The following is an 18618-nucleotide window of genomic DNA, read 5'->3' on the forward strand; positions in this document are numbered from 1 at the left end:
TCGATAATAGCAAATATTTTGAATTCGTCACGAATTCAGTGCCTTAACCGCGTAGCTTTTACCCATCTTTTAAAAGTTTTTTGATGATTTCCTCATTTTTGAACGAAGAATGGACTTTGATCAGCCCTTGGTTGATGGCGTGCTTGCATGATTTACGAATATCGTTTGAGGCAAAGCTGGCCGCTGGCGCGTTATCAATCGCACGCAGATAGACCCAGTGGCTGCTGTTTTCGCGAATACTCAGCTCACGCGCTACGCTGGCGGCCATCAGCAAAATATCGAGTAACTCTTTATCATTAATCGCGGTATAAGCGCGCGGCAGGAAAGGATAATCGGCAATGCCCATCCGGATGGTACGGTTGAGCGGCCGCTCCGGCTGAAACTCCTGCATCCAGTCCTGGACCTTATTGCACAGTACTTCCGGTGGTTGATCGCGGTCGCTGCACGGTTCGATGTAGAGCAGGTTGGCATCAGAGAAGTGGTACAAGCGCGCGTCTTCGCCCAGCTTGGATTTAATAAACTCGCCAAAGGCGTGCTCGAGCTCAAGTCCGGCACTGTAGCCGTGCTGCAGGTACATATTACGCAGGAAAGGCACATCAATCATGGCGAACCGTAAGCGGTCGTTGAGCGGTTCATGAATCAGCTCGCTGATATGCCACTGTTCATAGCTCTGGCTGCTTTTTTCCAGCGTTGATAACAGTTTGGAGTTGAGCATACGCAGATTGTGCAGTCGTGAGCGCGAGTGGGTATACAGGTTGGTATTGAGCTCGGCAATCTCTTCTTTCTGGCGTTGCAGCAGGTAGCCGCGGCGCAGCACAATCAGGAAAAACACGGCGCTGGCAATAAACAGGGCAAAGGCGATTTTCTGGAATTTACGGTATTCGCGCTTGGTATCCTGCAGCTCTTTTTCCTGGCCGACCAGATGCAGTGTCTGCTCGACAAACTCTTTCTGCTGGCGGAAAGCATCTTCACTGATTTGATTGAGCTTTTCCTGGCGGATCTTGGCGATTGAGTTGCTGTGTTTGACGCTGCTTAATGCGTTGGCATAGTCGCCACGTTGTTCATAACCCAGAGACAGCAGGTGATAAGCCTGCTCTTCCATCGCCAGATCGCCGACATCATGGCTGATAGACAGCGCCTGCTGAGCCTGTTCAATCACCTTGCTGCTCTGCTGTTGATGGTAAGCCAGGCCGGCTTTGAGCAATGCAGCCCGGCCTTTAAGCAGCGGAATATCGGTGTAGCTGAGCATATCTTCCGCTCGCACCAGATACTGCTCGGCGAGCGGATAGTTGAATAGTTGCAGGTAAGTGGCAGCCAGACTGAGGCGCACTTCTATCACGCTGTGCAGATTGTTGTCACCGCTCTCATGGTCGATGACGTTAAAGTAATGCACCAGAGCGAGGTTATATTTGCCTTGTAGGAAGTAGACGTCGCCCATACGCTTGAGGACCGCAGCCAGAGCCGGCGATTTGTCGTAGTTGTCGTAAAAATCAGCCGCCTGGGACAGATGAACCAGCGTTTTATCCAGCACGCGGCGTTCATAGAACAGCTGGGCCAATAAGGTGTTGGTTTTCGCCAACAGGGCACCGTCGTTATCTTCAATCGCACTCCAGTACGACATCAGTAATTCAGACAGGGCCAGATTGTAGCGCTCGTGAGTCAGGTAATGCTGGCCCACTTCAAGATGATATGCGATTTGTTGTTGCGGCGACGGCAGGCTGTCAATATACGGCTTGGCTTCGGCAAACAGACGGTCAGCCAGCTCAACATCGTTGGCGCGTGAGGCGATTTCCGCACGCAGCATGGTCATCTTGTAATTGATGCCCTTGGCGAGTTGATCGGAATTTTCCAGCGCTTCGTAGCGTTTGGCGATGTCACGCAGTTTTTCCCGCGCAGCAGAAGCATCGCCGTCATCCATCCATTGCAGACGTACCAGCAGGGTGTCGACGTCGAGCTCGAGATAGGCCAACTGATACTGCTGGGCCAACTGACGTGCTTCCTCCAGGACCTGGAATGCCATGTGCGGAAAACCAAGCTGGTACTGCGCTTTGGCAATGATTTTCATCGCATCGATGGTACTGCCGGGTGTACGCACCCGGCTGTCGGTCTCGTCGCGGCTGATAGTGGACGGTGTTTTTTCCACTTTATCAGCCAGTTTTCGCTGGGTGAGATAGTCGGTCGCGAGTGCTTTGGCCTGCTTGGGAGAGATCTCCACCAGGCCGTTTGCTTCATTCAGTGTCGGAGACGAGTAAATGGTTGCCTGAGACCAGGTTGCAAAACAGAGCAGGGTTAGTCCCAGCCAGTGCTGCCAGCGAAAACGAGTCATGCTGTCCGAAATCCTTTTATTGACGAGCCATACGTTGGTTGTGCGCAGGTGCGGCCTGCTGCGTGGAACGGAATGGGTTGATATCCAGTCCGCCACGGCGGGTATAACGCGCCTGTACCGTCAGTGACTCCGGCTGACAGTAACGGGTGATGTCGGTGAAAATACGCTCGACACACTGCTCGTGAAACTCGTTGTGTTCACGGAATGAGACGATGTAACGCAGCAGAGCTTCGCGGTCGATTTTGGGCCCGCGGTAAGCGATTTCGACGCTGCCCCAGTCCGGCTGGTTGGTGATCAGGCAGTTGGACTTGAGCAGGTGGCTGTGCAGGGTCTCCTCAACAATCTCATCGCTGCTGGCACCATTGAGCAGGCTAGCGTCAAAATCGTAGCGGGTGATCGCGATGTCCTGCTCGTCGATACATTCGCCCTGCATGGTGACAATTGGCTGCGCGGTGTAGGCGCTGAGGGGTTTGACATCTACCGTGACGCTTTCGCCGGCACAGGCGGAGAGATCTTTGACCAGGCACTGCTGCACACTATGCCAGTCGGCGAAACGGGTCTGGTTGAAACTGTTCAGGTAAAGCTTGAATGACTTGGACTCGATCAGATTGGCGCTGGTGGCCGGAATGGCAACTTCGCCGATCGCAACCTGAGGCAGGCCGTTGTCATTCAGCCACGAGAGTTCATACAAGGTCCAGATGTCACAGCCCTGAAACGGCAGCGTATCGCCGAGGTTAAGGTCGTCTCGGTTCAGGCTACGCGGCACCGGTTGCAAAAGAGACGGGTCGTACTGATTGGCGTATTCGGTGGTTTTACCCAGGGTTAAACCCGCCAGTTCTTTTGCGTCAGAATATTTGCTCATACTTTACAGTCAATTCGATTAGAATAACCGGAATTCTACGCAATACCGCCGCGTGTGTCATCTGGCAGGCGCGACTAACTCAACAATGGAGAACTTCATGGCACATTCCGTGGCCCGGGCTTTATTCTCATTCAGTCAACGCTATCTTGATGCAGTGCAGCACAAGCATCAGAGTCTGCCCTACAACGAGGAGCTGCTTGGTCTGGCTTCTCAGTGTGTGGTGCGCACTCTGGCCGATGGTGTCGAGTGGCAACCGGTCGAGCGTGAGACGCCGGTGGATCTGGCGAATGTCGAGCGTGGTATGGAACTGACCTTACATGAAGATATTGGCCATTTTTACGGTTCTCAGTTTGCCGCTGATATGCCGGCAACCTGGCGCGGTGAAGCGCTGACTTTGCTTCAGGTGTGGAGCGATGAAGATTTCGCCCGTCTGCAGGAGAATATCCTGGGGCATCTGGTGATGCAGCGTCGTCTGAAACAAAAACCAACTGTGTTTATCGCGACCACAGAGGACGAGATGGACGTGATCTCTATCTGTAATCTGACCGGCCAGGTGATTCGGGAAACGCTGGGCACGGATAAACGCCAGGTATTGAGCTGTGATGTGGCCGAGTTTTTAACCCAGTTAGAGCCGGCGGTATAAGTTATGTTTGTGGTTGAACTTCAGTTTGAATGCTTTGATAACACCACCATCAGTGCCGTGGATAAGGCCGTGAATGGTCTGATGGACGCGCTGCGCTACAACGGTCAGGTGCTGGGGCGTGAATTTCCTATAGTGCTGGGAGACGGCGAATTTTTTGTCCGCGCCGTGTGTCCGGAGCAGGAGAGTCTGCACCCGAAAAATCATTCTGATTTTGTTAAGGTGTGTATTGGTCGTCTGGCTCAAGCCAGCCTGCTGGCTCCGAAAGTGCGCCTGCTGGGGCGGGACATCAATTCAGAGCAGGCAGCCGAAGAGGAAACGCCGGGCTGGCAGGTACTGTATACCACTTACGTGCATACCTGTTCACCGCTGCGCAGCGGCGAGAGTCTGCTGCCGATCCCGCTTTATCGCAATGAACCAACCCTGAACGGTGACCACAAAGCGGTGATCAAATGGCAGACCGAGTGGCAGGCGTGTGATGAAATCCAGATGGCGGGCGGCTGCAAGGCGGAGTTCGCTGCGCTGCATGAAATCTGCGACGCCGACAGCGATTTGTTCCGCCGTGGCTGGGATCTGCGTGGCCGGATTGAGTACCTGACCAAGGTGCCGACTTACTATTACCAGTACCGGGTCGGCGGCAGCAGTCTGGCTGACGAAAAGGCCAGGCCGTGCCCGAAATGCGGCGGGGAATGGCTGCTTGCAGAGCCGCTGCATGATATTTTTCACTTCAAATGCGACAGCTGCCGGATTGTCTCCAATATCTCCTGGGATCACCTGAAATAGCCAGGGGCAGGCTATCTGACGGCAGCAGCAGAGATTGCACGCAATAAAAAAGGTTGGCCCGAAGCCAACCTTTTTTGTCTTTGCTACTGCATTTTCGCTATTTGCTACGCCAGTGCCAGGCAGGCATTACCAGCCTTTGACTGAGCCACCGTTGAAGATTTCAGAAGCCGCTTTGTTTACTTCGTCAGTCTGGTAAGCTTTCAGGAAGTTCTGTACGTTTTCAGCATTGACGTTGTCTTGACGAGCAACCAGCAGGTTGACGTATGGAGACTCTTTGTCTTCGACGAACACGCCATCTTTTTCTGGTGTCAGGCCGATTGAGCTTGCGAATGTGCTGTTAATGATCGCCAGTTCAACGTCGTCCAGTGAACGTGGCAGCTGAGGGGCTTCCAGTTCAACAATACGGAAGTTTTTCGGGTTTTCTGCTATGTCACGTACTGTCGCTTCCAGACCCGCGCCTTCACGCAGTTTGATCAGACCTTGCTGCTCAAGCAGGATCAGAGAGCGGCCCAGGTTAGTTGGATCGTTTGGTACTGCGATACGTGCGCCGTCCTGCAGCTGGTCAACTGAGGTGATTTGCTTTGAGTAGGCTGCGATTGGGTATACAAAAGTGTTGCCTACGATTGCCAGTTTGTAACCACGGTCAGCAATTTGCTTGTCCAGGTATGGTTTGTGCTGGAATGCGTTCGCGTCGATAGAACCGTCATCCAGAGCCGCGTTTGGTGTAACGTAGTCAGTGAACGTAACCAGTTCTACATCCAGGTCGTATTTCTGTTTGGCAACTTTAGCAGCCACTTCAGCAACCTGAGCTTCAGCACCGGCGATTACACCGATTTTTACTTTGCTGTTGTCCACGGCTTTATCACCACAACCAGCCAGAACCAGCGCTGATGCAGCGGCTGCGATAGCCAGTAAACCTTTAAGGTTAAATTTCATAATATTCTCCTTGTTATAAACTTTTTAACGTATCTGTGTTGGTTAACGTAACTATGTTGTGTTTACGAAAAGAACGGTTTATCTGTGATCGACGCGGCGCACCAGGTTGTCACCGACCGACTGAATAATTTGTACCAGCACAATCAGCATTACTACTGTTACTGTCATCACTGAGATGTCGTAACGGTGGAAGCCGTAACGGATTGCCACGTCACCCAGACCACCGCCACCGACAGTACCGGCCATTGCTGAGTAGCTGACCAGAGTCACCAGCGTGATGGTGATTGAGTTAATGATGGTTGGCATGGCTTCCGGCAGCAGCACTTTGCTGATGATCTGCATCGGGGTTGCCCCCATTGACTGAGCAGCTTCAACCAGACCGCTTGGTACTTCCAGCAGCGCGCCTTCAATCAGACGCGCGACAAACGGGATAGCACCGATAGTCAGCGGAACGATGGCGGCTGTGGTACCGATAAAGGTGCCGACAATAATTTTGGTCACAGGAATGATAGCGACCATCAGTACCAGGAAAGGTACCGAACGACCGATATTAACAATAGCACCCAATACCTTGTTCAGGCGTGGGTTTTCCAGTAATCCGCCTTTCTTGCTGGTGTGCAGAATCACACCCAGAGGAATACCAAAAACAAAGCCAACGATACCTGCTACGGCGACCATGTAGACGGTTTCCCAGGTTGCAGTTAGGAGAAGATCACCGTTGAGTGACAACCAGCTGCTTACAACATCAAAGGACATAACCAAGAACCTCTACTTTTACTTTGTGATCGCGAAGGTATTGCATTGCTGCAACGCTGTCGGCTTCGGTGCCGAAAATTTCAGCTACCATCATGCCGAATTTAACGCCGCCGGCATAATCGATGTCTGAACTCAGAATGCTGACATCAATATTATATTTACGTGCGATTTGTGACATCAGTGGTGCATCGACAGTCGCACCGGTGAACTCAAGGCGAACCAGTGGGCTGCTGCCTGCCACGCGCTGCTCATTCAGGCGTGCCTGGTAATCGTCCGGGATCGACAGATCCAGCGTTGAGCGGATAAATTTATTCGCCAGTTCAGTTTTGGCGTGGGCGAAAATGTCACCTACACTGCCTTTCTCAACCAGTTCACCGCCACCGATGATCGCCACTTCGTGACAGATGCTTTTTACCACGTCCATTTCGTGCGTGATCAGCAGCATGGTGATGTTCAGTTTGCGGTTAATCTCTTTCAGCAGCTCCAGAATCGACTGGGTGGTTGCCGGATCCAGTGCACTGGTGGCTTCGTCACACAGCAGCACTTTGGGATCACAAGCCAGGGCACGGGCAATCGCCACACGTTGCTTCTGACCACCACTCAGGTTAGCCGGGTAGGTATCACGTTTATCTGCCAGACCAACCAGTTTCAGCAGTTCAGTGACTTTACGTTCGATGTACTGTTCATCTTTGCCTGCCAGTTCAAGTGGCAGGGAGATGTTGCCAAACACAGTGCGCGATGACAGCAGATTGAAGTGCTGAAAAATCATGCCGATATTACGGCGGGTTTCCGACAGTTGTTTTGAATTCAGTTTAGTCAGATCGACACCGTCGACAATCACGCTGCCGTCGGTTGGAGTTTCCAACATGTTGACACAACGGATCAGAGTACTTTTCCCTGCACCTGAAGAACCGATAACACCGAAGATTGTGCCTTGTGCGATTTTAAGATTGATGTCCTTCAAGGCGTGAATTTCCTTATCACCTTGGTAGAACACTTTATTTACGTGACTAATTTCAATCATGTTTAAACCTGTGCAGGGATACTGAACCGGACGACGCTCATAATCCTGAGCCCTTCCGTGATTAACAGTATAAAATTTTGAACTCTCTCTCACTGGGGAGACGATGCTATGGTTTATCGACAATCAAGTCAATCGATATTTTGACGTCTAGACGTCTAAATGGGCCAATTTTAACTCCGAAAAAGTGATCGATGTAATACGGGAAAGTGATTAAATAGCAGGGAAAGAAATAAGGCGCATATGATGGCTCAGCGCGCTGTCGGGGAGCCCGCTGATAACCGGTGCAATCAAACTCGCATCTTGAGGTGACTCGGGTATAATCAAAACCAGTTATCTACCTTATTTGAGAGCAATATTTTGGCAAAACCTGCTGTGTTTTTAGATCGTGACGGCGTGATTAACGTTGACCATGGCTACGTGCATGATGAGCACGATTTTGAATTTATCGACGGTGTGTTCGAAGCAACGAAAAAGCTAAAAGCCATGGGCTACATGCTGGTGCTGGTGACGAACCAGTCGGGGATTGCCCGCGGCAAGTTCAGTGAAGATCGTTTTCTGTCGCTGACACAGTGGATGGACTGGAACTTCGTTGACAACGGCGTCGAGTTTGATGGTATCTATTATTGCCCGCACCATGCTGAACATGGCGTAGGTAAATATAAAGAAGACTGCGACTGTCGTAAGCCAAAACCGGGGATGTTCATCTCGGCGCGTGATTTTCTCAAAATCGATATGGCGAACTCGGTCATGGTAGGGGATAAAGCAGAAGACCTGATGGCCGCCGCCGCCGCTGGCGTGGGGACTAAGATTCTGGTGCGCACCGGCAAACCGGTCACCGAGCAAGGCGAAGCGCTGGCGGATGCTGTACTGGATAGCATCAGCAGCGTGCCTGAGTATCTGCAGTCACGCGGCTGATAAGCCGGTTTACTGCATTGGACCTGCTATGAGTAAAAAGCTCACCATTCTGGATATTGCCAAACTGTCTGGGGTTGGTAAATCGACGGTGTCCCGGGTTCTGACTCGGGATCCGAAAGTGAAACCGGAAACCCGTGCCAGAGTAGAGCAGGTGATTGCCGAACACGGTTATGTGCCATCCAAGTCCGCCCAGTCGATGCGTGGCGGACGGCAGAAAGTGGTGGGTGTGATTATTTCCCGCCTCGACTCGCCTTCAGAAAACCGCTCAGTCAGCAGTATGCTGCCGATACTCTATCAATATGGCTACGATGTCGTGATCATGGAAAGCCAGTTCGACCGTGCTAAAACAAGTGAACATCTCGAGGTGCTGGCCAGGCGTAACGTTGACGGGGTGATCGTGTTTGGTTTTACCGGGCTGGATATGGTCAGTCTGGCGCCATGGCATAATCGCGCCGTCGTGATTGCGATGGACAGCGACAGCGTCTCTTCGATTAATTATGATAATTGCGGCGTGATTCGCGCGGCGCTGGCTCATCTTGAGCAGCAGCAGTTCAACCGGATTGCTTATATCGGGGTCGACCCGGGAGATAAGACCACCGGAGCGCTGCGACTTAATACCTATCTTGAATGGTGTGCCGAGCACGGTTATGCGGCCAATTATCAAACTGGGCAACTGAATCATCACAGTGCTTATCAGTTGGTCGACAAAGTGCTGACCGCCGAGACCCAAGCGATTGTTTGTGCCAGCGACAGTATTGCCATGGGGGTCATTAAACGCCTACAGGAGTGTCAGCGTGAAGACGTGGCAGTGACCGGAGTGGGTGGCAATGAACTGCTGTCGTTTTTGTTTCCTAAGGTGTACAGCGTTGATCCCGGGTATCGCGAAGCCGGAGAGCAGGCTGCCCGATTGCTGATTCAGCACTTACGGGGTGAAATCAGCCAATGTGTTCATCTGACCCAGGCACCAGCGACGACGATATTTAACCCTTCCAGCCATTAACCCTTTTAGCGATTCACCCTGCCGCCTGTTGTGCGGGTGGCATTCTGAGGTTCATTTTTGCTTCTGCGGCCGGCTCCCGATCCGACCAAGATCGCTTTTTTATCCATCGCTCTTACCCCGGATGTGATCTTTTTCAATTAATGGGAACAGTCCCATTCTGCTTTATTTCTGCTTATGTCACTATTCTTTACATCGCAATGGGAATGTTCCCATATGCAATTGAACTATTATAAAAAACCTAATTACGATAAAAGAACTTAACCAATAAGGTGGACGAGGATATGAGTAAGATAGCGACACAAGACGTTGCGCGTCTTATCGAGCTGGTCGGTGGCAAAGAGAATATTGCCAGCGTAACGCACTGCCTGACCCGGCTGCGTTTTGTGCTCAATGAACCAGCTAAAGCAGACAGTAAGCAGTTGGAAGCGCTGAGCATGGTCAAAGGTTGCTTTACCAATGCCGGTCAGTTTCAGGTCGTGATTGGCACTGAGGTTGATCAGGTGTATAAGCTGCTGCTGCAACAGAGTGGCCAGACTGAAGCTTCCAAAGATGAGGCCAAGCAGGCGGCGCGCCAGAACATGAACATGCTGGAGCGGGGAATTTCCCATCTGGCCGAGATTTTTGTGCCCCTGCTGCCGGCTATCATTACTGGCGGTCTGATTCTGGGCTTTCGTAATGTCATCGGCGACATCCGTATGTTTGATGGCAAAACCCTGGTTGAAATCAGTCAGTTCTGGGCCAGCGTCCATTCCTTCCTATGGCTGATTGGTGAGGCCATCTTTTTCTTCCTGCCGGTCGGGGTTTGTTGGTCGACAGTGAAAAAACTCGGCGGTACACCGATTCTGGGCATCACGCTCGGGATAACCCTGGTGTCACCGCAACTGATGAACGCCTATCTGATTGGTAAGCAGGTGCCGGAAGCGTGGGATTTTGGCTGGTTTGTGATTGATAAGGTCGGTTATCAGGCGCAGGTGATTCCGGCCATTCTGGCCGGTGTGGTGCTGGCTTTGATTGAAACCAACCTCAAACGCATTGTCCCGGCTTACCTCTATTTAGTGGTGGTACCGTTTATTTCTATCCTCCTGTCGGTGCTGCTGGCCCACGCCATCATTGGCCCGTTTGGGCGCATGCTCGGTGACGGGGTTGGTATCGCAGCTAAAGCAGCCATGACCGGTGACTTTGCCGTCATCGGTTCGATGCTGTTTGGCTTTTTGTATGCGCCACTGGTGATCACTGGTATTCACCACACCACCAACGCAGTTGATCTGCAGCTCATGCAGGATCTCGGCGGCACGCCTATCTGGCCTTTGATTGCCCTGTCGAATATTGCCCAGGCCTCGGCGGTGGTCGGCATCATATTGATCAGCAAAAAAGAGGGCGAGCGGGATATTTCTGTACCGGCGGCGATCTCTGCTTATTTGGGCGTTACTGAGCCTGCCATGTACGGCATCAACCTCAAATATAAGTTTCCGATGTTGTGCGCCATGATCGGCAGCGCACTAGCCGCTGCAGTGTGCGGCAGCTTTGGGGTGATGGCAAACGGTATAGGGGTTGGTGGTCTGCCAGGTATTTTGTCGATTCAGCCGCAGTACTGGATGGTGTTTTTACTGGCGATGTTAATTGCGATCGCGGTGCCGGTGGCGCTGACTCTACTGATGTATAAGCGCGCTAAAGCCAAGGGCGAGCTGACGGTGGCGCAGGCATAAGTGGCTCAGGCATCAGTGACTCAGGTTGAGTGGTCACTATCGTTCAGCCTGATAGCGGATTTTTTATTTTTCAGGTAAGTGAGTTAAGAGTATGACAAGCAATAAGGGCGATGCTGAGTGGTGGAAAACCGCCACGATTTATCAAATCTATCCGAAAAGCTTTTGTGACAGCGGCGCTAAGGGAACCGGCGATCTGCGCGGTATTATCAGTAAGCTCGACTATCTGCAGTTGCTGGGCATTGATGCCATCTGGCTGACGCCGGTCTATCAGTCGCCCATGGTCGATAATGGTTACGATATTTCCGACTATTACGCCATCAATCCGCAGTTCGGCACGATGCAGGATTTTGACCAGTTGCTGGCGCAGGCACACCAGCGCGGTATTCGTATCATCATGGATATTGTGGTGAATCACACCTCGACCGAGCATGCCTGGTTTCAGGCGGCATTGGGTGACAAATCCAGCCCGTATCGTGACTACTATATCTGGAAGGCGCCTAAAGACGGGCGCGAACCGAACAACTGGCAGTCGAAATTCGGTGGCAGTGCCTGGGCGCTGGATGAAGCGACCAAGGAATACTATCTGCACCTGTTTGCAACCGAACAGGCTGATCTCAACTGGGAGAACCCAGCGGTGCGTGAGGAAGTCAAAGCGGTGATCGGTTTCTGGGCGCAAAAAGGGGTCGATGGTTTCCGGCTTGATGTGATTAACCTTATCTCCAAACAGCAGGACTTTGTTGATGATGAGCGCGGTGACGGACGGCGGTTCTATACCGATGGCCCTAAAGTACATCAGTACCTGCAGGAGATCAGCCGTGATGTGTTCCAGCGTTATGGCAGCGTGACGGTGGGTGAGATGTCATCAACCACTTTAGAGCATTGCCAGCAATATTCAGCACTCGATGGACGCGAGTTATCCATGGTGTTCAATTTCCATCATCTTAAAGTCGATTATCCGGATGGCAATAAATGGGCCTGTGCACCGTTTGACTTTGTGCAGCTCAAACAGATTTTTAATCACTGGCAGAGCGGGCTTAACGGACAAGGCTGGGGCGCGCTATTCTGGTGTAATCATGATCAGCCACGGGTGGTCAGCCGCTTTGGTGATAATGGTCAGTACCGGGTTGAAGCCGCCAAAATGCTGGCCGCATCGATTCATATGATGCAGGGCACGCCTTATATTTATCAGGGTGAAGAGATTGGCATGACTAATCCGGGGTATACCCGCCTGGAGCAGTACCGCGATGTGGAAAGTATCAATATGTATGATCTGATGGTACGCCACGGAGAGACTTCCCATCAGGAGATGATGGCGATTCTGGCGCAGAAATCACGGGATAACTCGCGCACGCCGATGCAGTGGCGCGATGCTCTTCATGCAGGGTTCAGTCAGGGGCAGCCGTGGCTGGATGTGGCGATCAACTATCCCTCCATTAATGCAGAGCAGGCGCTGGCTGATCCGGATTCGGTGTTTTACTTTTATCAGCGTCTGATTGAACTGCGTAAGCAAGTGCCGGTGATTACCACGGGCGATTACCAGGACTTACTACCGGATCATCCGGCTATTTTTGCCTATCAGCGCCGCTCATCGACGCAAACCCTGATTTGCCTTAACAACTATTATGCCGATGCGGTACAGTGCGAACTGGCCGAGACGCTGAATTTAGAGCGGGCGCGCTATCTGCTGGGCAATTATGCGCAGCTGGAGGAACAAGCTGTCACTCAGCAGCAGACTCTGCGCGCGTATGAAACCCTGGTGATTTTGCTTGAGTAGCGGACGTCTCTGAGTAAGTAAAATAAAAGGCATTCTGTCGCTGGATGCCTGATTCGCCACGATGTGGTTGAAAAGAAGCGGTGGCTGAAAACAAAAAAGCCAGCTCAATGAGCTGGCTTTCTGTATATGGTGGAGGGGGACGGATTCGAACCATCGAAGGCGGAGCCGGCAGATTTACAGTCTGCTCCCTTTGGCCACTCGGGAACCCCTCCGGGGTTGGTCTTATTCTTCGCAGAACAAGCTTGAATGACGTTTTCCCAACGCATCAGACAAGGGGTTTCTCTTAAAGAGAAATATGGTGGAGGGGGACGGATTCGAACCATCGAAGGCGGAGCCGGCAGATTTACAGTCTGCTCCCTTTGGCCACTCGGGAACCCCTCCAGGGTTGGTCTTATTCTTCACAGAATAAGCTTGAATGACGTTTTCCCAACGCATCAAACAAGGGGTTTCTCTTAAAGAGAAATATGGTGGAGGGGGACGGATTCGAACCATCGAAGGCGGAGCCGGCAGATTTACAGTCTGCTCCCTTTGGCCACTCGGGAACCCCTCCAGGGGTTTTCTTATTCTTTATCAGAATAAGCTTGACTGACGTTTTCCCAACGCATCAATCAAGTTTTTCTCTTACGAGAAGAATATGGTGGAGGGGGACGGATTCGAACCATCGAAGGCGGAGCCGGCAGATTTACAGTCTGCTCCCTTTGGCCACTCGGGAACCCCTCCAGGGTGTTTTTCTTATTCTCTACCGGAATAAGCTTAAGTGACGTTTTCCCAACTCGTCGCTCAAGTGCGGAGCGCATATTATCAAACTCGCTCTCTCTGTAAACCCTTTTTTTATGTTTTTGAATCGAATGCTGGCTTTTTCGTCAAAGAAGCTAATAAAACAGCATTTTGGCGCGGATTGCTTACAGTTTTGCCAGCTATCTTTACGTTAGTTGACGTTAAAAAAAAGATTAGCGGTTACAATATAATAAGATTCAATATATCGATCATTATTATGAAAAAAACAACTCGTCTATTTGTTACCCTACTTACTGCCCTTACTGTTCAGCCGTTGTCTGCCTTCGGGGCGTCGCGCGCTATACCTGTGGTGATTGAAAGCGTAGAGGCACACCCGGTTTCTCAATCACTGTCACTGGTCGGCAAGCTAAAAGCGGATCAATCGGTTGATATTGCCCCGGAAGTGACCGGTAAAGTCGATATTATCGCGGTGAAAGCCAATCAGCAGGTCAAAAAAGATCAACTGCTGGTCCAGTTCAATGATGATAAAGCGCGTGCAGCGGTGACCGAAGCCGCGGCGTATCTGCGTGATGAGCAGCGTAAACTGCGCGAGTTTGAGCGACTGGTGAAGCGCAACGCCATTACCCAGACCGAAATTGACGCCCAGCGCGCCAGCGTCGAAATCGCCCAGGCGCGTCTCAACGCTGCCCGGGCCAATCTGGAAGATCTGCGTATTAGCGCGCCGTTTAGCGGCACGGTCGGTTTTATCGATTTCAGCCGCGGCAAACTGGTCAGTGCCGGCGAAGAATTGCTGACTCTCGATAACCTTGCTCTGATGCAGCTCGATTTACAGGTGCCGGAGCGTTATCTCTCCAAGTTACAGAAAGACATGAAAGTGCTCGGGCGCACCAATGCGTGGCCGGGTGAGATGTTTGAAGGCCACGTGGTGGCGATTGATTCGCGCATCAATCAGGAAACGCTTAACCTGCGGGTCCGGATTCATTTCGCGAATCCGCAAGGCTTACTCAAACCCGGCATGCTGTTGTCGGCCCAACTTGATTTTGCCCCGATCAATGCGCCAATCATTCCGGTTCAAGCGCTTGAATACTCTGGCACTAAGCGTTATGTGTATGTGGTTGGTGACGACAACATCGTCAGCCGGCGTGAAGTGCATCTCGGCGCGCGAATCGAGAATGAAGTGGTGATTGAAGATGGTTTGGAAATTGGCCAGCACATTGTGGTGCAGGGCATCGTCAATATGCGAGATGGCGCGACCATTACAGAAGTGGATGTCTCCGGTCAACCGGTGACAAAAGAGGGTGAACTGTAATGTGGCTGTCTGATGTCTCGGTAAAAAGACCGGTTGCAGCGGTCGTACTGAGTATGCTGCTGTGCGTGTTCGGTATGGTCTCCTTTTCCAAACTCGCAGTGCGTGAGATGCCGGATATTGAAAGTCCGGTGGTGTCGATTTCAACCCGTTATGAAGGCGCTTCGGCGACCATCATCGAAAACCAGATTACTTCCGTGCTGGAAGACCAGTTGGCGGGCATCAGCGGGATCGATGAAATCACCTCGATTACCCGTAACAGCATGTCTCGGATTACGGTGACATTTGAGCTCGGTTATGACCTCAATACCGGCATCAGTGATGTGCGTGATGCGGTGGCCCGTGCCCAGCGCTGGTTACCGGATTCGGCTGATGATCCGGAAGTGTTTAAGAATAACGGCTCCGGCGAAGCTTCGGTTTACATTAACCTCAGTTCGACCGTGATGGACCGTACTCAACTGACCGATTATATCGACCGGGTACTGATTGATCGTTTCAGTCTGATCTCCGGAGTCAGTTCGGTCGATGTGTCCGGCGGTTTGTACAAGGTGATGTATGTGCGCCTCAAGCCTGAGCTGATGGCGGGGCGGGGCGTTACGACCTCCGATATTGCCGATGCACTAAACCGCGAAAACCTCGAGAGCCCGGGTGGTGAAGTGCGCAACGACTCGACCGTGATGTCGGTGCGCACTGCGCGTAGTTACCAGAAACCAGAAGACTTTCAGGATCTGGTGGTCAAGCATGCCAGCGGACGCAGCCCGATTTATCTGCGTGACGTGGCCGATGTGTTTATTGGGGCCGAGAACGAAAACTCGACCTTTAAGAGCGATGGCGTGGTCAACGTCAGTATGGGCATCGTTCCGCAGTCTGATGCTAATCCGCTCGATGTCGCTGATCGGGTCCATGCTGCGGTGGCTAACATTCAGCAGTTCCTGCCGGAAGGGACCCGCCTGGCGATTGACTATGACTCGACGGTGTTTATTGACCGTTCGATTGAAGAGGTGTTCAGTACCCTGTTTATTACCGGCGCACTGGTGATTCTGGTGTTGTACATTTTTATTGGTCAGGCGCGCGCGACGTTAATTCCGGCAGTGACGGTACCGGTGTCACTGATCTCCTCATTTATTGCCGCTTACTATTTTGGTTTTTCTATCAACCTGATCACTTTGATGGCGCTGATCCTGTCGATTGGCCTGGTGGTGGATGACGCGATAGTGGTGATGGAGAATATCTACCACCATATTGAACAGGGCGAGAAGCCCTTGCTAGCCGCTTTCAAAGGGGCGCGTGAAGTGGGATTTGCAGTAATCGCGACCACCATGGTGCTGGTGATGGTGTTTTTGCCGATTTCGTTTATGGATGGCATGGTCGGCTTGTTGTTTACCGAGTTCTCCGTGCTGCTGGCGATGTCAGTGATATTCTCCTCCCTGATTGCTCTGACCCTGACGCCGGTACTGGGCAGTAAAATTCTGCGCGCCAATGTGAAATCCAACCGCTTTAACCGCGCGGTCGATCATCTGTTCAGCAAGCTTGAGTCGGGATATCGCGCCTGGCTGGCGCATGCCCTGAACCTGAAGTGGGCCGCTCCATTGGTGATCCTGGCCTGTATCGTTGGTAGTTACGGTTTGAATCAAATGGTACCGGCTCAATTGACGCCATCGGAAGATCGCGGGGTGATTTTTGCGTTTGTGCGTGGCGCGGATGCGACCAGTTATAACCGCATGGCGGCCAACATGGATCTGGTTGAAGAGCGTCTGATGCCGATGCTCGGGCAGGGGTTTCTCAAGTCATTCAGCATTCAGTCGCCGGCGTTTGGCGGTAATGCCGGCGACCAGACCGGTTTTGTCATCATGATTCTGGAAGACTGGAAAGAGCGTACTGTGACTGCTCAGAACGGGTTAGGCCTGGTGCGGCAGGCGCTGGCCGGTATTCCGGATGTGCGGGTGTTCCCGTTTATGCCCGGTTTCCGCGGCGGCTCAAACGAGCCGGTCCAGTTTGTTCTCGGAGGCTCGGATTACGCTGAGTTGCAAAAATGGGCCGACGTGATGGAAGAGCAGGCGCGTCAGTCCGGTGTGATGACCGGGGTGGATACTGACTATTCGGAAAAAACGCCCGAGCTGGTGGTGACGGTGGACCGTCAGCGCGCAGCTGAGCTCGGTATCAGTGTACAGGATATTTCCGATACTCTGGAAGTGATGCTGGGTGGTAAGAGTGTGACTACGTTCCTGGAACGTGGTCAGGAGTACGATGTTTATCTGCGTGGTGATGAGAACAGCTTTAATAATGCGACCGATCTGACGCAAATCTATATGCGTACCTCATCTGGTGATCTGGTGACGCTGGATACGGTGACCAAAATCGACGAAGTGGCATCATCGATTCGCCTCTCGCACTATAACAAGCAGAAATCGATCACGATTACTGCCAACCTGGCCGATGGGCATACCTTAGGTGACGCGCTCGATTTTCTCGATCAGCAGGCGATCAAGCAACTGCCGAGCGATATCTCCATCAGTTACTCCGGTGAGTCGAAAGATTTTAAAGAGAACCAGTCCAGTGTGGCGGTGGTGTTTGCTCTGGCTTTGCTGGTGGCTTATCTGGTGCTGGCGGCGCAGTTTGAAAGCTTTATCAACCCTCTGGTGGTGATGTTTACCGTCCCGATGGGCGTGTTTGGCGGCTTTATCGGCCTTTATCTGATGGGGCAGGGCATGAACATCTACAGCCAGATCGGCATGATCATGCTGATTGGTATGGTGACCAAAAACGGTATTCTGATCGTTGAGTTTGCCAACCAGCTGCGTGACCGTGGTCTGGCCTTTGAAAAGGCGGTAGTCGATGCGGCGGCAAGACGTTTACGCCCGATCCTGATGACGGCGTTTACCACGCTGGCTGGCTCGATACCGCTGATCCTCTCTACTGGTGCCGGTTATGAGAGCCGGGTATCGGTGGGTACGGTGATTTTCTTTGGCATGGGCTTCTCAACCCTGGTGACCCTGTTTGTGATACCGGCGATGTACCAGTTAATTGCCCGCTCAACGGCGGCGCCTGGTCATGTGGAAGCCGAGCTGCAACGTGAACTGGGGTACGATGTCCGCTCGCGTTCAACTCATGAGTAATCTTGCTCTGCGTGAGCCTTACACAAGGTAGCCGTCATGGTGTCATCAATGAGCCCGCGTAATGCGGGCTCATTGCTCTGCGCAGCAGGGCGCTAACGATAGGTGACAATATAGCGTTTGGGTTTATGGTTCATTGCCAGCACCAGGTTGAGCATCACGGCACCAAAAATGGAGGTGAGGATGGTCTGCCCTGGAACGAAGAACATCGAGACCGCCAGGATCACGCAATCCATCGCCATCTGGCTTTTTCCCACCGGAATCGAAAATTTATCCTCGATATACAGGCACAGTACGTTAAAGCCGCCGATACTGGCGCGATGACGAAACAGAATCAGCATCCCCAGCCCCATCAGGACGCCGCCAGCCAGTGCGCAGAATGCCGGCTCGGCATTGCTGAAGCTGATAACCAGTGCAAGATGGTCGGTCAATACTGATACCAGTGCACCACACATTGCGCTGTTGATGGCAAATTGGTGGCCGAAACGCTTCCAGGCCAGCAGATAAAACGGACTGTTAATTAAAAAGAACAGCCAGCCGAACGACAGAGGCAGGATTTGACTGAGTAATAAAGCCAGTCCTGCAGCGCCTCCGGTTAATAACTGACCGGCCTGGAGTAAGAATACTCCCTGGGCAACCAGGAAGGTACCGGTCAGCATCGCGATCCAATCTTCTTTACGTGTGTGTTTTTCCATCAACTTTAAATTTTAGTGGCCGATAATGCTCCGGATAGTAAAGA

14 protein-coding genes and 4 tRNA genes are annotated in these 18618 nt (G+C 52.1%); 8 read left to right on the plus strand and 10 right to left on the minus strand.

The annotated features are described in order from the left end of the window. Positions 1-58: 58 nt before the first annotated feature. Positions 59-2326, minus strand: coding sequence for a tetratricopeptide repeat protein (locus J0X00_RS15920; RefSeq protein ID WP_282477188.1), 2268 nt, complete (start codon positions 2324-2326; stop codon positions 59-61). A gap of 16 nt (positions 2327-2342) precedes the next feature. Continuing rightward, positions 2343-3188 carry an NADPH-dependent 7-cyano-7-deazaguanine reductase QueF gene (gene queF / locus J0X00_RS15925; RefSeq protein ID WP_136483572.1) on the minus strand — a complete coding sequence of 282 codons (846 nt, stop codon included), beginning with the start codon at positions 3186-3188 and terminating at the stop codon, positions 2343-2345. A 97-nt stretch (positions 3189-3285) separates the two neighbouring features. Between queF and syd the strand changes: the two genes are divergently transcribed. Both syd and J0X00_RS15935 read left to right on the plus strand, forming a co-directional pair. Further along, a complete protein-coding gene (gene syd / locus J0X00_RS15930; protein WP_136483573.1) occupies positions 3286-3831 on the plus strand; it encodes a SecY-interacting protein in 546 nt (181 codons plus the stop codon). 3 nt (positions 3832-3834) lie between these two features. Next, positions 3835-4611 carry a Zn-ribbon-containing protein gene (locus J0X00_RS15935; protein WP_136483574.1) on the plus strand — a complete coding sequence of 259 codons (777 nt, stop codon included), beginning with the start codon at positions 3835-3837 and terminating at the stop codon, positions 4609-4611. Between the two features lie 126 nt (positions 4612-4737). Here J0X00_RS15935 and J0X00_RS15940 read toward each other — a convergent pair whose 3' ends face one another. From J0X00_RS15940 to metN, 3 genes are all read right to left on the minus strand, one after another. After that, entirely contained in the window at positions 4738-5547 is an 810-nt protein-coding gene (locus tag J0X00_RS15940) for a MetQ/NlpA family lipoprotein (protein WP_136483575.1), read from the minus strand. 78 nt (positions 5548-5625) lie between these two features. Then, positions 5626-6303 (minus strand): methionine ABC transporter permease, encoded by a 678-nt coding sequence (locus J0X00_RS15945; protein WP_218562195.1) that lies wholly within the window; start codon positions 6301-6303, stop codon positions 5626-5628. Continuing rightward, entirely contained in the window at positions 6293-7327 is a 1035-nt protein-coding gene (gene metN / locus J0X00_RS15950; RefSeq protein ID WP_136483577.1) for a methionine ABC transporter ATP-binding protein MetN, read from the minus strand. The genes J0X00_RS15945 and metN overlap by 11 nt, the downstream gene beginning before the upstream one ends. A gap of 357 nt (positions 7328-7684) precedes the next feature. On the opposite strand from metN, the gene gmhB reads away from it, so the two are divergent. The 4 genes from gmhB (at position 7685) to treC (ending at position 12722) form a co-directional block, all read left to right on the plus strand. After that, on the plus strand, positions 7685-8242 hold the full coding sequence (gmhB, locus tag J0X00_RS15955) for a D-glycero-beta-D-manno-heptose 1,7-bisphosphate 7-phosphatase (protein WP_136483578.1): 558 nt from the start codon (positions 7685-7687) through the stop codon (positions 8240-8242). A 28-nt stretch (positions 8243-8270) separates the two neighbouring features. Continuing rightward, the gene (gene treR / locus J0X00_RS15960; protein WP_282477189.1) at positions 8271-9242 is read left to right on the plus strand and encodes a trehalose operon repressor TreR; all 972 of its coding nucleotides are present in this window, start codon (positions 8271-8273) and stop codon (positions 9240-9242) included. A gap of 281 nt (positions 9243-9523) precedes the next feature. Then, positions 9524-10948 (plus strand): PTS trehalose transporter subunit IIBC, encoded by a 1425-nt coding sequence (gene treB, locus J0X00_RS15965; RefSeq protein ID WP_282477190.1) that lies wholly within the window; start codon positions 9524-9526, stop codon positions 10946-10948. A gap of 91 nt (positions 10949-11039) precedes the next feature. Then, on the plus strand, positions 11040-12722 hold the full coding sequence (treC, locus tag J0X00_RS15970; protein WP_282477191.1) for an alpha,alpha-phosphotrehalase: 1683 nt from the start codon (positions 11040-11042) through the stop codon (positions 12720-12722). 127 nt (positions 12723-12849) lie between these two features. Here treC and J0X00_RS15975 read toward each other — a convergent pair. The 4 genes from J0X00_RS15975 to J0X00_RS15990 all read right to left on the minus strand — a co-directional run bounded on the left by J0X00_RS15975 (position 12850) and on the right by J0X00_RS15990 (position 13442). Next, positions 12850-12934 (minus strand) — tRNA-Tyr (locus J0X00_RS15975). Between the two features lie 84 nt (positions 12935-13018). Beyond that, a tRNA-Tyr gene (locus tag J0X00_RS15980) sits at positions 13019-13103 on the minus strand. A gap of 84 nt (positions 13104-13187) precedes the next feature. Beyond that, positions 13188-13272 (minus strand) — tRNA-Tyr (locus J0X00_RS15985). Positions 13273-13357: 85 nt separating this feature from the next. Then, positions 13358-13442, minus strand: a tRNA-Tyr gene (locus J0X00_RS15990). 274 nt (positions 13443-13716) lie between these two features. Between J0X00_RS15990 and J0X00_RS15995 the strand changes: the two genes are divergently transcribed. After that, entirely contained in the window at positions 13717-14769 is a 1053-nt protein-coding gene (locus J0X00_RS15995; protein WP_282477192.1) for an efflux RND transporter periplasmic adaptor subunit, read from the plus strand. Then, positions 14769-17882 (plus strand): vibriobactin export RND transporter permease subunit VexH, encoded by a 3114-nt coding sequence (gene vexH / locus J0X00_RS16000; RefSeq protein WP_282477193.1) that lies wholly within the window; start codon positions 14769-14771, stop codon positions 17880-17882. Before J0X00_RS15995 ends, vexH begins: the two co-directional genes overlap by 1 nt. A 92-nt stretch (positions 17883-17974) precedes the next feature. On the opposite strand, the gene J0X00_RS16005 is transcribed toward vexH, so the two are convergent. Next, the gene (locus tag J0X00_RS16005) at positions 17975-18574 is read right to left on the minus strand and encodes a YitT family protein (RefSeq protein ID WP_282477194.1); all 600 of its coding nucleotides are present in this window, start codon (positions 18572-18574) and stop codon (positions 17975-17977) included. Positions 18575-18618: the final 44 nt, after the last annotated feature.

The sequence above is a fragment of the Vibrio sp. ABG19 genome (assembly GCF_029962385.1).
GTDB lineage: Bacteria > Pseudomonadota > Gammaproteobacteria > Enterobacterales > Vibrionaceae > Vibrio > Vibrio ostreae.

Bases quoted from the DNA above. Each gene is read 5' to 3' on its own strand.
- J0X00_RS15920 (WP_282477188.1), bottom strand. From the start codon at position 2,326: ATGACTCGTTTTCGCTGGCAGCACTGGCTGGGACTAACCCTGCTCTGT.
- queF (WP_136483572.1), bottom strand. From the start codon at position 3,188: ATGAGCAAATATTCTGACGCAAAAGAACTGGCGGGTTTAACCCTGGGT.
- syd (WP_136483573.1), top strand. From the start codon at position 3,286: ATGGCACATTCCGTGGCCCGGGCTTTATTCTCATTCAGTCAACGCTAT.
- J0X00_RS15935 (WP_136483574.1), top strand. From the start codon at position 3,835: ATGTTTGTGGTTGAACTTCAGTTTGAATGCTTTGATAACACCACCATC.
- J0X00_RS15940 (WP_136483575.1), bottom strand. From the start codon at position 5,547: ATGAAATTTAACCTTAAAGGTTTACTGGCTATCGCAGCCGCTGCATCA.
- J0X00_RS15945 (WP_218562195.1), bottom strand. From the start codon at position 6,303: ATGTCCTTTGATGTTGTAAGCAGCTGGTTGTCACTCAACGGTGATCTT.
- metN (WP_136483577.1), bottom strand. From the start codon at position 7,327: ATGATTGAAATTAGTCACGTAAATAAAGTGTTCTACCAAGGTGATAAG.
- treR (WP_282477189.1), top strand. From the start codon at position 8,271: ATGAGTAAAAAGCTCACCATTCTGGATATTGCCAAACTGTCTGGGGTT.
- treB (WP_282477190.1), top strand. From the start codon at position 9,524: ATGAGTAAGATAGCGACACAAGACGTTGCGCGTCTTATCGAGCTGGTC.
- treC (WP_282477191.1), top strand. From the start codon at position 11,040: ATGACAAGCAATAAGGGCGATGCTGAGTGGTGGAAAACCGCCACGATT.
- J0X00_RS15995 (WP_282477192.1), top strand. From the start codon at position 13,717: ATGAAAAAAACAACTCGTCTATTTGTTACCCTACTTACTGCCCTTACT.
- vexH (WP_282477193.1), top strand. From the start codon at position 14,769: ATGTGGCTGTCTGATGTCTCGGTAAAAAGACCGGTTGCAGCGGTCGTA.
- J0X00_RS16005 (WP_282477194.1), bottom strand. From the start codon at position 18,574: ATGGAAAAACACACACGTAAAGAAGATTGGATCGCGATGCTGACCGGT.